The sequence below is a fragment of the Rhodococcus ruber genome, assembly GCF_027270735.1.
Lineage (GTDB): Bacteria > Actinomycetota > Actinomycetes > Mycobacteriales > Mycobacteriaceae > Rhodococcoides > Rhodococcoides rubrum_A.
In genome coordinates this window covers 59620-74380 of record NZ_JAPWIJ010000007.1, presented here as the reverse complement: position 1 = coordinate 74380, position 14761 = coordinate 59620, and the positions used below count along the sequence as shown (strand labels likewise).

13 protein-coding genes are annotated in these 14761 nt (G+C 64.9%); 7 read left to right on the top strand and 6 right to left on the bottom strand.

Annotated elements, in window-relative coordinates; all coding sequences use genetic code 11:
• Positions 1-23 precede the first annotated feature (23 nt).
• Both O4220_RS17405 and O4220_RS17400 read left to right on the top strand, forming a co-directional pair.
• On the top strand, positions 24-1289 hold the full coding sequence (locus O4220_RS17405; RefSeq protein WP_269606476.1) for a saccharopine dehydrogenase family protein: 1266 nt from the start codon (positions 24-26) through the stop codon (positions 1287-1289).
• 40 nt (positions 1290-1329) lie between these two features.
• The gene (locus O4220_RS17400; protein ID WP_269606473.1) at positions 1330-2595 is read left to right on the top strand and encodes a CoA transferase; all 1266 of its coding nucleotides are present in this window, start codon (positions 1330-1332) and stop codon (positions 2593-2595) included.
• A gap of 33 nt (positions 2596-2628) precedes the next feature.
• On the opposite strand, the gene proP is transcribed toward O4220_RS17400, so the two are convergent.
• The gene (gene proP / locus O4220_RS17395; protein WP_269606471.1) at positions 2629-4038 is read right to left on the bottom strand and encodes a glycine betaine/L-proline transporter ProP; all 1410 of its coding nucleotides are present in this window, start codon (positions 4036-4038) and stop codon (positions 2629-2631) included.
• Positions 4039-4346: 308 nt separating this feature from the next.
• Between proP and O4220_RS17390 the strand changes: the two genes are divergently transcribed.
• Both O4220_RS17390 and O4220_RS17385 read left to right on the top strand, forming a co-directional pair.
• Entirely contained in the window at positions 4347-4817 is a 471-nt protein-coding gene (locus tag O4220_RS17390) for an OsmC family protein (RefSeq protein WP_269606468.1), read from the top strand.
• Positions 4814-5890: a nucleoside hydrolase gene (locus tag O4220_RS17385; RefSeq protein ID WP_269606466.1), complete on the top strand. Its 1077-nt coding sequence runs from the start codon at positions 4814-4816 to the stop codon at positions 5888-5890. Before O4220_RS17390 ends, O4220_RS17385 begins: the two co-directional genes overlap by 4 nt.
• On the opposite strand, the gene meaB is transcribed toward O4220_RS17385, so the two are convergent.
• From meaB to O4220_RS17370, 3 genes are read right to left on the bottom strand one after another with little or no spacing between them, the layout of a single operon-like run.
• On the bottom strand, positions 5867-6901 hold the full coding sequence (meaB, locus tag O4220_RS17380; RefSeq protein WP_269606464.1) for a methylmalonyl Co-A mutase-associated GTPase MeaB: 1035 nt from the start codon (positions 6899-6901) through the stop codon (positions 5867-5869). The two genes, O4220_RS17385 and meaB, sit on opposite strands and share 24 nt — an antisense overlap.
• A gap of 2 nt (positions 6902-6903) precedes the next feature.
• On the bottom strand, positions 6904-9174 hold the full coding sequence (gene scpA / locus O4220_RS17375) for a methylmalonyl-CoA mutase (protein ID WP_269606462.1): 2271 nt from the start codon (positions 9172-9174) through the stop codon (positions 6904-6906).
• The gene (locus O4220_RS17370; protein ID WP_269606460.1) at positions 9171-11060 is read right to left on the bottom strand and encodes a methylmalonyl-CoA mutase family protein; all 1890 of its coding nucleotides are present in this window, start codon (positions 11058-11060) and stop codon (positions 9171-9173) included. Before O4220_RS17370 ends, scpA begins: the two co-directional genes overlap by 4 nt.
• A gap of 169 nt (positions 11061-11229) precedes the next feature.
• Between O4220_RS17370 and O4220_RS17365 the strand changes: the two genes are divergently transcribed.
• The 3 genes from O4220_RS17365 to O4220_RS17355 are packed head-to-tail and all read left to right on the top strand — an operon-like array spanning position 11230 to position 13083.
• Positions 11230-11946 (top strand): TVP38/TMEM64 family protein, encoded by a 717-nt coding sequence (locus O4220_RS17365; RefSeq protein ID WP_269606458.1) that lies wholly within the window; start codon positions 11230-11232, stop codon positions 11944-11946.
• Between the two features lie 31 nt (positions 11947-11977).
• Positions 11978-12577 (top strand): hypothetical protein, encoded by a 600-nt coding sequence (locus O4220_RS17360; RefSeq protein ID WP_269606456.1) that lies wholly within the window; start codon positions 11978-11980, stop codon positions 12575-12577.
• Entirely contained in the window at positions 12574-13083 is a 510-nt protein-coding gene (locus O4220_RS17355; protein WP_269606454.1) for a hypothetical protein, read from the top strand. Before O4220_RS17360 ends, O4220_RS17355 begins: the two co-directional genes overlap by 4 nt.
• 12 nt (positions 13084-13095) lie before the next feature.
• Here O4220_RS17355 and O4220_RS17350 read toward each other — a convergent pair whose 3' ends face one another.
• Both O4220_RS17350 and O4220_RS17345 read right to left on the bottom strand, forming a co-directional pair.
• Positions 13096-14280, bottom strand: a complete 1185-nt coding sequence (locus tag O4220_RS17350; RefSeq protein ID WP_032377853.1) for an SPFH domain-containing protein — start codon at positions 14278-14280, stop codon at positions 13096-13098.
• 4 nt (positions 14281-14284) lie between these two features.
• Entirely contained in the window at positions 14285-14716 is a 432-nt protein-coding gene (locus O4220_RS17345) for an NfeD family protein (RefSeq protein WP_032378478.1), read from the bottom strand.
• Between the last annotated feature and the right edge of the window lie 45 nt (positions 14717-14761).

Sequence of the window (14761 nt, the reverse complement as noted above, 5' to 3'; positions counted from 1 at the left end):
CCAACCGCGTTAGTGTCGCTGCTATGAACTCGCCTGCTTCGGACTCGACCATCGGCCCCGATCGCACCTACGACATCGTCGTCTACGGAGCCACCGGCTTCGTCGGGAAACTGACGGCGAAGTACCTTGCCGAGCACGCTCCGGCCGGCACACGCATCGCTCTGGCCGGTCGTTCGACCGCACGGGTACACGCCGCGCAGAAGGAACTCGGACCGAAGGCCGCACACTGGTCCGCACTCGAAGCCGACGCCACCGACGTCGCGTCGCTGAACACCATGGCCCGGTCCACCAAGGTCGTCATCACCACGGTCGGCCCCTACGCGAAGTACGGATTGGCCCTGGCGACGGCCTGCGCCGAAGCCGGCACGGACTACGTCGACCTCACCGGCGAGGTCCTGTTCGCCCGCGAGAGCATCGACGCCAATCACGAGATCGCTCAGCGCACCGGAGCACGCATCGTCCACTCGTGTGGATTCGATTCCGTCCCGTCCGACATCGGTGTGCACGCCCTGTACGAGGCCGTCACGGCCGACAACGCAGGCGAACTCACCGATACGACGCTGGTCGTCACATCCATGTCCGGTGGAGTCAGCGGCGGCACCATCGACTCGCTGCGAGGACAGATCGAGGCGATGAAGAAGGACAAGCGGGCCCGACGGATCGCCGCTCGACCGTACTCACTCAGTCCGGACCGAGGTCTGGAGCCGCAGCTCGGCCGTCAACTCGACACCGTCCTGATCGACGGTAAGAAGATCGACCCGAGCCTGCGCGGATGGAAAGCCCCGTTCGTGATGGCCTCGTACAACACACGCGTCGTCCGGCGCAGCAACGCACTTCGAGATTGGGCCTACGGCAAGCAGTTCCGCTACAGCGAAGTGATGAGCGTCGGCTCGTCGTTCGCCAGCCCGGTCATCGCAGGAGCGCTCTCCGCGGGGCTGTTCGTCGGCGTGTCCGCCATGACGGTCTTGCCAGGAAAAGTCCTCGACCGCATCTTGCCCAAGCCAGGAACCGGTCCGAGCGAGAAGGCCCGCGAAAAGGGGCATTTCACCGTCGACCTGTACACCCTCACCACCTCGGGTGCTCGCTACCGGGCCCGCGTCAAGGCATCGGGCGACCCCGGCTACAAGGCAACAGCGGTGATGCTCGGGGAATCGGCGCTGGCGCTGGTGCTCGGTGGCGATGCATTGCCGAAGGCCAGTGGCGTTCTGACTCCAGCCACCGCGATCGGCGATGTTCTCATCGACCGTCTCAACGCGGCCGGAATGGAGATCTGGGCCAAGCGGAACTGATGTCCGGAACAGCAGTCCCATCGGCACGGGGCCTGCGCCCGTGAGTGTATGGCTCGCGGCGACACTGCCGGTGGCGACCATCGCTGCCGAGTCGGTCGGTGCCCTCGGTACCGCAGTCGGCAGGCTGCGGGGTGTTCTCGGGCCGTCCCCCACCGGCGCGGTGCCGACCGCATCGGCGGAGCGGATAGCGGCATCGTTCATGGGTGACTCGATGCTGCGCCTCGACGGCGCACCGGTGCGGCCGTTCGCAGATCTGTCCGGCTTCTTCCGCGTGTCCGACGGCTGGGTGAGAACTCACGCGAACTATCCGCACCACCGGACCGCCCTGCTCGAGACAGTCGGTCTCGACGAAAATTGCGGCACAGATGAATTCGCGGCACGGGTGGCGGGTATCGCCGCTGCAGAGCTCGAGTGGTCGTGCGCACAGAACGGCGCTCTGGCAGTGCAGGTCCGCACCGAAGACCAGTGGTCCGCTGAGCCTGCAGGAACTGCGGCCGGGTCCGGTCCGGTGATTGCGCGTTCGGACGACACGGGCTCTGCCATGTATCGAGTTCCCGAATTTCGGGGGACTACGGCTGCTCCGCTGGCCGGAGTGCGGGTACTGGACCTGACCCGCGTCATCGCCGGACCGGTGGCCACCCGCGCGCTCGCCCTGTTCGGTGCCGAGGTGCTCCGCATCGATCCGCCCCACCGCCCCGAAATCACCTGGCAGCACAGGGAAAATGGACAGGGGAAGCGTTCGGCGACGGTGGACATGAGCACGCGCGAGGGGCGTGCAGTGGTGAATCGACTGCTCGAATCGGCCGATGTCCTGGTCGCCGGGTACCGGCCGGGCGCTCTCGAGCGCTTCGGACTCGAGCACCGAGCGGACGTCCTGCACGGACGGGTCAGCGCATGGGGTACTCGCGGACCATGGTCTGGACGGCGTGGCTTCGACAGTCTCGTCCAGGCTGCCACCGGTATCTCGGTACTCGAAGGTAGAGGTGGAGAACTCGGACGCTTGCCGGCCCAGGCGCTCGACCACGCGAGCGGGTACCTGCTCGCTGCGGGGATCGTGTCGGAGCTGGCCGATCGTGCGTCAGGATTCGGGTCGCCCGCCACCGTCGAGGTACCCCTGGCCCGGACGGCGGCGTGGCTACTTCGATCACCAGGACGGGACCCCGATCACGGTCCGGCCGAGACCCCACCACCGAACTGTGTGGTCACGAACGGTCGCGTCACGGCCGCGCGCCCGGTGTTCGACGACTTCGCCGACTACCCGTTTCCCGCACGCCCATGGGGAGCCGACGAGGCGGTCTGGTCGTGACGTGACTCTCGAGTCGTCAGGGTGGGCGTCCCGTCAGGGTCGGCCTGCCAAAGCCGATGCCTCGGTGTAGAGATCTTTGGCTTCCTCGGTCGAATCCACCTGCGGCGGAGACCCGTCGAGCGGTTGCGTGGCGGATTCGCGCAGGAAGCCGACTGCGATGAGTCCGATGACGCCGCTCACGATGAGGTAGTAGGCAGGAATCATCGGACTGCCCGTTGCGCTGACCAGGGCCGACGTGACCAGGGGCGTCGTTCCGCCGAAGATGGAAACCGACAGATTGAACCCGATCGAGAGCGCGGCGTAGCGAATCCGGGTGGGAAACAGGGCAGGTAGCGTCGATGCGCTCGGTGCCGCGAAACACGCCAGTACGAGGCCGAGCAGGAGGCACGCGAGCAGCGGCCCGACCCATCCACTGCCGCGCAGCAGAAGAAAGCACGGCACGGCGAGAACGATCTGTCCGACGGCGCCGAACACGAATACCGGCTTGCGGCCGATCCTGTCGGTGAGCCTGCCCACGAACACGATGATGCTGACCACGACGATCATCGCCGAGAGTACGAGCAAGTCGGCACTGAGCTGACTACGTCCGACGACTTCGGTGAAGTAGGTCGGAAGGTACGACGTCACCATGTAATTGGTCACGTTGTACAACAGCACGATTCCCATGCAGATCAACAGAGCCCGCCAGTGATCGGTGAAGATCTTTCCGATCGACTTCCGTCCGCTCTCCTGCGCTTTCACCTTGCTGTCGTGTTCGTCGAGCTGCTTACGGAATGCGGGCGTGTCCTCGAGCTTGAGGCGCAGATACAGCCCGATGAGCCCCATCGGGCCGGCAACGAAGAACGGTATCCGCCAGCCCCATTCGACCATCGTGGCGTCGCCCAGCACGGCGTTGAGGATCGTCACCAGGCCGGAGCCCATCGCGTATCCGACGAAGGTGCCGAAGTCGAGCCAACTACCGAGGAAGCCACGCCGTTTGTCCGGGGAGTATTCGGCGATGAAGGTCGTGGCACCGCCGTACTCACCGCCGGTGGAGAAGCCTTGAACCAAGCGTGCGACGAGAAGAAGGATCGGTGCCCAGATTCCGATGGTTGCGTAGCTGGGGATGAGTCCGACGGCCAGGGTGCCGATGGCCATCATGATCATCGTGGCGGCGAGCACCTTCTGCCGACCGATTCGGTCCCCCAACGGGCCGAAGAACAGGCCGCCGAGTGGCCGAACCACGAATGCAGCGGCGAACGTGGCGAACGTCGAGATGAGCTGAACGGCCGGCGTGGCGTCGGGATAGAACACCTTGCCCAGCGTCGCCGCCAGATAGCCGTAGACGCCGAAGTCGAACCATTCCATCGTGTTACCGAGAGCTGCGGCCGACACCGCGCGTTTGAGCATCGGTTGATCGACGACGGTGATGCTCTCCTCCGACAGCGCCGGCTTTTTCCGCATCCGATGGGAGAACGCGTCACGTCGGAGGAGTTGGACATGCCGATGTCCCCATCGCGATTGTCGGGGTGACGACTCGGGAGATTCTGGACCTTGCGCAACCGTCATTGCTGCAACGTTAGCCAGGGGAATGACCGCTTATCAAACAACGAACACGACAAAAAGCGACATCGGTCCAGGTTTCACCAGGTCGGTGGTCGATTGATCCGTTTTGCCTGGCCCCCTTGACAATTGGGGCAATACGGTCGATACGGACATCGAGGGGCGAGGTGGCCCGCTACCGCTGGGCCCCGTACTGGCACGATGGTCTCGTGCCGAACCACAACTACGGACTCACAGTGAAATGGACGGGCAATCGCGGCGAGGGTACCTCGGGTGCCTCCTGCTACGACCGCGACCACGTTGTCTCGGCTCCGGGGAAACCCGACCTCGCAGCAAGCTCCGATCCGAGCTTCCGCGGCGACGCAGCGCGCTGGAATCCCGAGGAGCTCCTCGTGGCCTCGCTGTCGAGTTGCCACATGCTCTGGTACCTCGGACTGGCCGCTGCATCGGGCGTGACCGTCACCGGCTACGTCGACTCCCCCACCGGGGTGATGACCGAGCAATCCGACGGGTCCGGGCAGTTCGTAGAAGTCACCCTGGCCCCGGTCGTGAGTGTGGCCGACCCGTCGATGGTGGCCCGCGCGGAGACACTGCACGCATCCGCATCGTCGAAGTGTTTCATCGCACGATCGGTCAATTTTCCGGTTCACCACACCCCGACCACGGAGGTGGCAGCATGACGGTGCCACTGATCGTCGACGTCGACACCGGGATCGACGACTCGCTCGCCCTGCTCTACCTGCTCGCGACCGAGGAGGCAGACATACTCGGTATTGCCTCCACCGCAGGGAACGTGCCGGTCGATCAGGTTGCCGCGAACAACCTGGCCTGGCTCGATCTGTGCCGCGCAGGTGATGTCGAGGTCGCGCTCGGCGCCCAGGTGCCGCTCGTAGCGCCGCTGATGACCACGGAGGACACCCACGGACCGCAAGGTATCGGGTACGCAGAGCTTCCGGTGTCGCCGCGGTCGCTGTCACCCCGAGATGCCACCACGATGTGGATCGAGCTGGTCCGCTCGCATCCGGGCGAGATCACCGGGCTCGTCACCGGTCCGCTGACCAATCTCGCGCTGGCGATCCGCCGCGATCCCGAGTTGCCTCGATTGTTGAAGCGTTTGGTGCTCATGGGCGGAGCGTTTCAACACCAGGGCAACACGACTCCGACCAGCGAATGGAACATCGCGGTGGACCCGGAGGCAGCCTCGGAGGTGTTCGCGGCCTTCTCAGGACTACCTGCCGAGCGTCACCCCATCGTCTGTGCGCTCGACATCACCGAGACCATCGAGATGACGCCGGAACACGTTCGGCGGCTTGCCGAACGGGCCGGAAGCTCTCCAGGCGAGGTGATCTCGTCGAGCGATACACCAGGTGTTCGGTCGACCGCGTCGAACCCCATCGTGCGGCATTTCTCCGATGCGGTGCGGTTCTACATGGAATTTCATCGCGATCACGATCAGGGATTCCTCGCGCACATGCACGATCCGTTTGCTGCCGCTGTCGCGCTGGATGCGGATATCGCCACCTACCGACACGCGACCGTCGACGTCGAACTCATCGGAACCCTCACGCGCGGGACGACGGTCGCGGACTGGCGCGGAATGTGGGGCAGGGACGCGAACGTCGCGATCGCGACGCACACCGATCCGGAGGCGTTCTTCGACCGCCTGATCGATCGTGTCGGAGCTCTCGCCGCGCGGCTCTACCCCGCGGCACAACGAGCAGAGTTCGACTCAGGAATCGAACGCGTCGAGTAGCTCCTGCGCCGCGAGCGCGGCGGTCAGGGAACCGTCGCGCACTCGGGCCTCGACATCGCCGCGGATGGCCTTGACGGAGGGATTCTGCGCGAGTCGACGCAGCAGTTGATCGTTGACCATCGTCCATGTCCAATCGACCTGCTGCTTGCGACGCTTTTCTGCGAATTCGCCTGCGTCAGTGAGCACTTGCCGATGGCGCAACACTGTATCCCAGTACTCGTCGAGTCCGGTGCCCTCGATGGCACTCATCGTCAACACCGGGGGCTTCCAGATCGCATCGTGCGGATAGATCAGGCGCAGCGCGCCCGCCAACTCCCGCGCCGCGTTCTTCGCGTCGGTCGCGTGCTTGCCGTCGGCCTTGTTGACGGCCACCAGATCGGCGAGTTCGAGAACGCCCTTCTTGATGCCCTGCAACTGATCTCCGGTGCGAGCAAGGGTGAGAAACGTGAAGCAGTCGACCATGTTGGCGACCGTCACCTCCGACTGTCCGACGCCCACGGTCTCGACCAGGATCACGTCGAAACCGGCTGCTTCGAGCAGGACGATGGTCTCTCGGGTCGCACGCGCCACTCCGCCCAGAGTCCCCGACGTCGGAGACGGCCGAATGTACGCGTTCTCCTGCACCGCCAATCGCGACATTCTGGTCTTGTCACCCAGGATCGAACCGCCGGTCCGGGTAGACGACGGATCGACCGCAAGCACCGCGACTCGGTGGCCCTTCTCGATCAACCGCATACCGAGCGCGTCGATGAACGTCGATTTACCGACCCCCGGCACTCCGGTGATACCGACCCGGTGAGAGCCACCTGCGTCGGGCAACACACGAAGGAGCAGTTGCTGAGCCAGGTCTCGATGATCCGATCGGGTCGACTCGACCAGGGTGATGGCACGCGCCAGACCGGATCGCTCGTTCGCTCGGACCGCCTCGGCCACCGCATCGATGTCGATGGTTCGCCCGCTCGGCGACGCTGCACCGATCGAGGAACTCGTGTTGTCGTTCGGAGAACCCATACTCAGGCGTTGGCCTCGCGTGGTGCGTGGCCGAGCGCAACGGACAGCTTCTCCACCAGCCCGATCGCAGCGTCGGCGATGACGGTGCCCGGAGGGAAGATCGCCGCGGCGCCCGCCGCATAGAGCTCGTCGAAATCGCCGGGCGGGATGACGCCACCGACCACGATCATGATGTCCTCGCGGCCGACGTCGGCCAAGGCCTGTCGCAGGGCGGGCACCAGCGTCAGATGGCCTGCCGCCAGCGACGACACTCCGACGACGTGAACGTCGTTGTCGGCGGCCTGGCGGGCCACCTCCTCGGGGGTCTGGAACAGCGGGCCGACGTCCACGTCGAAGCCGATGTCCGCGAATGCCGTTGCGATGACCTTCTGGCCACGGTCGTGCCCGTCCTGACCCATCTTGCACACCAGGACGCGAGGCCGACGGCCCTCGTCCTCGGCGAACTGCTCGACCAGCGCGGTGGCGCGGGTGATGTTCTCGGATTTACCTGCCTCGTCGCGGTACACACCACTGATTGTCCGGATTTCCGCCTGATGGCGCCCGTAGACCTTCTCGAGCGCATCGGAGATTTCGCCGACGGTGGCCATCTTGCGCGCGGCGTCGATGGCGAGAGCGAGCAGATTGTTCTCCATTCCCGGCTGGTCCGAGGCCGCAGCTCGGGTCAGATTCGCCAGTGCTGCCTCGACTTCGGCCGTGTCGCGCTCGGCACGAAGGCGTTCGAGCTTCTCGATCTGCTCACGGCGGACCTTCGAGTTCTCGACCTTGAGCACCTCGATGGTGTCGGGCTCGTCGGGCACGTACTTGTTGACGCCCACCAGCGGCTGCCGGCCGGAGTCGATGCGCGCCTGGGTACGAGCGGCCGCCTCCTCGATGCGCAGCTTGGGAATTCCTTCGCCGATGGCCTGAGCCATTCCGCCCGCTTCCTCGACCTCGGCGATGTGTGCCCGAGCCCGATTCGCGAGTTGGTGGGTGAGCCATTCGACGTAATGCGAGCCGCCCCACGGATCGATCGGTCGAACGGTATTGGATTCCTGAGCGATGAGCAGCTGAGTGTTGCGTGCGATCCGGGCCGAGAAGTCAGTCGGCAGCGCCAGTGCTTCGTCGAGCGCGTTGGTGTGCAGGGACTGCGTATGGCCCTGGGTGGCGGCCATGGCTTCGACGCACGTACGCGCGACGTTGTTGAACACGTCCTGTGCGGTCAAAGACCAACCCGACGTCTGCGAATGAGTGCGCAGCGAACGGGATTTGGCGCTCTTGGGCTCGAATTGTTGGACGAGCTCGGCCCACAGCAGGCGCCCGGCCCGCAGCTTGGCGACCTCCATGAAGAAGTTCATTCCGATGGCCCAGAAGAACGACAGTCGCGGTGCGAACGTATCTATGTCCATGCCCGCGTCGAGACCGGCTCGGATGTACTCGACACCGTCCGCGAGGGTGTAGGCGAGTTCGAGATCGGCTGTGGCACCGGCTTCTTGGATGTGGTAGCCGGAGATGGAGATCGAGTTGTACTTCGGCATCTTCTCGCTGGTGTACGCAAAGATGTCCGAGATGATGCGCATCGACGGTTTCGGCGGATAGATGTAGGTGTTGCGCACCATGAACTCTTTGAGGATGTCGTTCTGGATGGTGCCGGCGAGTTTCTCCGGCCCGACGCCCTGCTCCTCCGCGGCGGCGACGTACAGCGCCAGGATCGGTAGCACCGCTCCGTTCATCGTCATCGACACCGAGACACTGCCGAGGTCGATACCGTCGAACAGCTGACGCATGTCGTAGATGGAATCGATTGCGACACCGGCCATTCCGACGTCACCCTGTACTCGCGGGTGATCGGAGTCGTAGCCCCGGTGAGTGGCCAGATCGAACGCCACCGACAGGCCCTTCTGGCCGGCCGCGAGGTTGCGGCGGTAGAAGGCGTTGGACTCGGCCGCGGTGGAGAATCCGGCGTACTGGCGAATGGTCCACGGTTGGTTGACGTACATCGTGGGATACGGCCCGCGCAGGAACGGCGGGGCACCCGGATAGCTGTGCAGCGGATAGCCCTCGGCCTCCGCGGCGTCGCGATCCGCCTCGGTGAACACCGGCTTGACGTCGATGCCCTCGGGGGTGGACCACACCACCTGCTCGGCAGTGTAGAAATTGGCCTTCGCACCCTGCTCCACATGAGCCGCGACGTCCTCGGCCGACGGCGGCGACGGTGTCGGCTCGTCGGGATCGACCAGGGGCACGTCGGCAAAACTACCGATGGTGTGCGAGGTTCGGTTCTCGTCGGTCGTCACTTCGAGGCTCCCAGGGTGTCGAGAAGTTCGGTCAGCACGGCGATGGCATCGACCTTCGCGGTCAGGAATCCATCGGGACGCGACGTGCCCTCGATGCCGGCGAAGATCTTCTCGGGCCCGGCCAGCAGTACTCGCGAAACACCAGCGGCGCGTGCTGCATCCACGGCAGTGGACGCCTCGTCGGCGTATCGCTTGTCGGTACCGCAGACCACTGCGACGGAGGCCCGGAAGGTCTCGACCGATCCGGCGATTCCGTCTACGGTCAGTGGACCTGGATTGACGGCCTCGATCCCGCCCGACGCCATCAGGTTCGATGCGAAGGTCGTTCGGACGTTGTGTTCGGCGACGCTTCCCAGCGGTATCAGGAGCACGGTCGGCCGCGAATCATGCTCGGCCAGAAAGGCATCCGACCGATCCCGAAGCGCCTCGAAGGCTCTGCCGTACCGGTGCACCGCCGAGCCCTGCTGCGCGGTCTGCTCGGGGCTCAGTGGAGCCTCGGCCAGATTGGGAAATTCGTTGACACCGGTCAGTGGGGTGAGCCGGTGGGCGATGTCGGAATCGCGCTCTGCACGGGTCTTCTCGACCGCCGCCACGAGTGAACCGTCGTCGACGGCGGCGCGGAATCCACCCGACGCTTCGACGGTCTGGAAGAACTCCCAGGCCTTCGCGGCGACCGCGGCCGTCAGCTCCTCGATGTACCAGGACCCCGCGCCCGGATCCAGCACCCGTCCCAGATGGGCTTCCTCGAGCAGCAGCAATTGCGTGTTCCTGGCGATGCGGGCCGCAAAGGTCTTCGACACCCCCGCTGCGCCGCCGTGCAGCGCGGCATCGAACGGCAGCACCGTCACCGAATCCGCACCGCCCACCCCGGCACCGAACGACGCGAGTGTGGTGCGCAGCATGTTCACCCACGGATCTCGTTGAGACATCATTGCTTCCGAGGTCACCGCATGCTGTGGAGCATCACCGGCGTCCGGGGCTCCGCATACCTGCGCAACGCGCGCCCACAGTGTGCGCGCGGCCCTGAACTTGACGATGGTCTGAAACTGATCGTCGGTGGCGGCGAACCGGAATTCGATCTGGCGCAGAGCATCCGAGATGCCGACCCCTGCGTTCGTCATGGAACGGACGTACTCGAGGCCTGCGGCAATCGACGCACCGAGTTCCTGCGCGTCGCCGGCTCCGAGATTGTGGAAGACGGTGCCGTCGACGGTGATCGTGCGAACGGTCTCCGCTCGTCCGATCGACTCGTGGACCAGCTCGAGTGCCTCTGCCATCTCGATCGTCGCGGTGCCCGCCAACTGCGCAGTGAGGGTGGACACTCCGAGTCGGATGTCGACTGCGGCGCGATCGTCGATGTCGGCCGAGTCGAGAATCGAGAACAACGAGGTTGCCGCGGCAGATACGGCCTCGCGCGCATCGATGGTCAGCGGTGCGAGCTCGAGGAACACCCCGCGCAAAGCCTCCGGTAGCGCTGTCGGGTCGACGCCGTGGCCGCCGACCGCCAACCACAGGGCGCTGGTGCCGTTGGACAGCGAATCGAGAATCTGAGTGTTGAGAACGGACGCGTCACCGTCGGTTGCGTCACGGGCGGTCGAGCCGTGCCGAGTGCACACCTTCCAGCCGGCATTGACGTCGCGATGGGGATCACGACCCCGTGCGTACGGAAACTGTCCCGGTAGCGGACCTTCCGGCCGCTCGTCGAACGCTGTGTACAACGGGGAGACCGTGATCCCGTCGTAGGTCGTGGAATCGAGAAGATGTTCGGGGTCGGCGGGCAGATCGGCCACCTCGACCCTGCGAGATTTGGCCAACACACCGGCCACTGACTTCTGCCAGGCCGCATGAGCACTGCGTGCGGCATCTTCGTGCGACGCGATGGACACGTGTGCTGCTCCCTCGGTTCGGCGGGCAGTTCTACACCCGACTTGAAGTGATGCTAACCCCACTTGATTGCAGGTTATCGTGAGGATCACCTCACGTTCGGTCGTACCGCTCGGTCGTCGAACTCCGAGATGGCGAAGGTGTCACCTTGCGCCGGTACGCTTGCCTCTCGTGACCCGGCACCTGCGCGACCTCCGACTGATCGCGTTGGTGGCGGTGATCGTCGTCTTCGCCCTCGTGGCCGTGTTCGCTCCCCATCCGAGTGTCGAAGAGATTCGCCAGTGGGGAACAGCCGTCGGGCCTGCGTTCCCGCTCGCCTTCTTCGCCGTGCACGCGATCGTGACCATTGCGCCGGTCCCGAGAACCCTGTTCACACTCAGTGCCGGAGTTCTGTTCGGCCCCCTGACCGGCCTGGCCGTCACCATCGGAGCGTCGACGGTCAGCGCGATCCTGGCTCTGTTGCTGGTCCGCGCGATCGGACGCGAGGCCGTGGCAGCTCGAATGTCGCATTCGGCCCTGGACTCGATCGACGACAGCCTTCGCCGGAGAGGCTGGCTGGCCGTCGGTTCTCTGCGCTTGATCGCCCCGGTGCCGTTCTCGTTGGTGAACTACGCCTGCGGTGTATCGGCGGTGCGCCTCGTACCGTTCGCCGTGGCGACTGCGGTCGGCATGCTGCCGGGCACTCTCGGGATCGTCGTGATCGGCGGTGCCATCGGAGGTGAGACACATCCGGTGCTGCTGGTGCTGTCCGCGGTCTGCATCGCGATCGGACTGAGCGGCCTGGTGGTGGATTGGCGGCTCTCGCGCGGCTCGAAGCCAGAGCCTGTTCCTGCCGGCAGTAAGCAGGGCGTGAACCTTGACTCCGGTGAATCAAGCCTTGAAGCTTGACTATCGCAAATCAACGACTTAGCCTTGTCCAATGTTCGTTCTGACCGTGGACCAACGTCGAAGTAGACGTGATATCGATCGGGTGCCCGAGCTGCTCGACCGCTATCGCGACCACGGGCTGATCCGCCCTTTCGATCGCACAGCAGGAGACGAAGTTCAAGCCGTGTGCGAGGACTCCGCCACCGTCGTCTCCATCGCACTCGAACTGGTATCGACGCCACAGTGGAGCGTAGGAATCGGCATCGGTTCCGTCGAGCTTCCACTACCGGAAACCACGCGAGCCGGACGTGGTCCGGCATTCGAGGCAGCTCGAGATGCTGTGACCAGGGCCAAAGGTACCCCCGCCGCACTTGCCGTCTCCGGCCCCGAGCCCACTACCGCCCAAGATGCGGAGACGGCATTCACCCTTGTTGCCCTCCTGATCGGCCGCCGCTCGGACCACGGCCGCGAAGCGGTGGCACTCATGGAGGGCGGGTTGTCGCAGACCGACGCGGCAGAGCGGTTGAAGATCAGCAAACAAGCTATGTCGCAACGACTCTCCGTCGCCGGCTGGCAGGTGGAGAACGCGGGCCGCACCCTGGCGACTCGATTGCTCGACACCGCGAACACGACAGGACACCATCGGCCATGATTGTTGCCACCCTGGTGCTACTGGCACTGACCGCAGTCGCCGCTACCATCCCAGCCGGCACCGGATTTCGCCGATGGTTGCCCACCGTCGCCGTGTCGAGTCTGCTCGCGGCAGCGGCGATCCTGGCCACGGTGGCCGGACCGGCCTACGGTTTCGGCCACGCCGTCGGAGTGGTCCTCAGCGTCGTCGCTGCAGCCCTGGGCGGAACAGCGATGGTACCCACCGTGTTTCGCGTCGCACGACGACAAAGCGGCTCGACCGGAGACGATCCGGTCGAGCCGCTTCGTGGTGGGCTGACCATCGGCATCCTCGAACGCGTGGCCGTCGCCGTGTCGATCCTCGCCGGTTGGCCGGAAGGGATCGCCATCGTGCTGGCAGTCAAGGGACTCGCGCGCTATCCCGAGCTGCGCGAATCCCATGCCTCCGAACAGTTCATCATCGGCACCTTCGCCAGCGTGCTGTGGGCCCTGGCCGCTGCCGGTGTGGGAACCGCCCTGTTCAACTGATCACCGACGATCTCAGCGCTGTTCCGGCTCCGCCTCGGGCGACGCCGACAGGGCGCCGACGTCGAAGCCCTTCGAGAGTTCTGGAGACGCAGCCAACGACGTGTCGACCGGCTTGCGCGCCACTGCTTCTGCAGCCTTGACCGCCTCGGCGACCGCCGGATCGGTCTTGGTCTCGAACCATTCGGCTACTTCGTCCGAGTCGTCCTCCGGCTTGGGCTCGTTGCCCGCCGACTCGTTGGGCTCGTAGCGGAACACCCCGTCCTCGCCGGGAGCACCGAGTGTCTTGGCGAAGCCCTTGAGCGCATCGCCGAAATCGCTCGGGATCATCCACACCTTGTTGGCGTCGCCCTGAGCCATCTGCGGCAGCGTCTGCATGTACTGGTACGCGAGCAACTCGGGCGTGGGCTTGCCGGCCTTGATTGCACCGAACACCTTCTCGATCGCCTTGGCCTGCCCCTGAGCTTCGAGGTACTTCGCGGCACGGTCACCCTGCGCTCGCAGGATGCGAGACTGCCGCTCACCCTCGGCAGTGAGAATCGCTGCCTGCTTGCCACCCTCGGCTGCGAGAATTCGACTCTGCTTGTCACCCTCGGCTGTCTTGATCGCCGATTCACGATGCCCTTCGGCGGTGAGGATGGTCGCACGCTTCTCGCGGTCGGCCTTCATCTGCTTCTCCATCGATTCCTGAATCGAGGGCGGCGGATCGATGCTCTTGAGCTCTACTCGGGCCACTCGCAGGCCCCATCGGCCGGTTGCCTCGTCCAGCACGACGCGGAGTTGACCGTTGATCGAATCACGCGACGTGAGAGTCTCTTCCAGCGTCATTCCACCGACGACGTTGCGCAGGGTGGTGGTCGTCAACTGCTCGACGCCGACGATGTAATTGTTGATCTCGTATACGGCCGATTGCGGATTGGTCACCTGGAAGTAGACGACGGTGTCGATCGACACGGTCAGGTTGTCCTTGGTGATCACCGGCTGCGGGGGAAACGACACGACCCGCTCGCGCAGATCGACCTTGGCACGAATGCGGTCGACGAACGGTACGAGGACCGTGAGCTGACCGGACACGGTGCGCGTGTACCGGCCGAGCCGCTCGATCACGGCTGCCTCGGCTTGCGGGACGATCGAGATGGACTTGGCCATCAACACCGCGACGAACACGACGATGACAGCCAGTGCGATGAGTGCTTCCACGTAGCTACGGTCCCTTCCATACGACGGCGGTAGCGCCGTCTATTTCCATCACGGTCACGGTGGTACCCGGGGCGTAGACCTCGGTCTCGTCGAGTGGACGAGCCGTCCACACCTCACCACCGAGCTTGATCTGGCCTTCGTGTGCAGTGACTTGCTCGAGCACCACGGCACTCTTGCCGGTGAGTGCCGCCATGCCCATCGGGGTATCGGGCGGATTCGCGAAGCGCCGCAACAGAATCGGTCGCAACCCGAGAACCAGCGCCAGAGACAGGACACCGAAGACGATCGCATCGGCCCACACCGGGAAATCCGTCAGAGCAGAGACCCCTGCAGTGCCGAGTGCACCGCCGGCGATCATCAGAAGAAAGAAGTCGCCCGTCAGTGCCTCGGCACCGGCGAGCACCACTGCCGCTATGAGCCATATGATCGCTGCCACAGCCTCCATCCAATCACGAATCGGACAATTGCCGGTGCGTTGCTG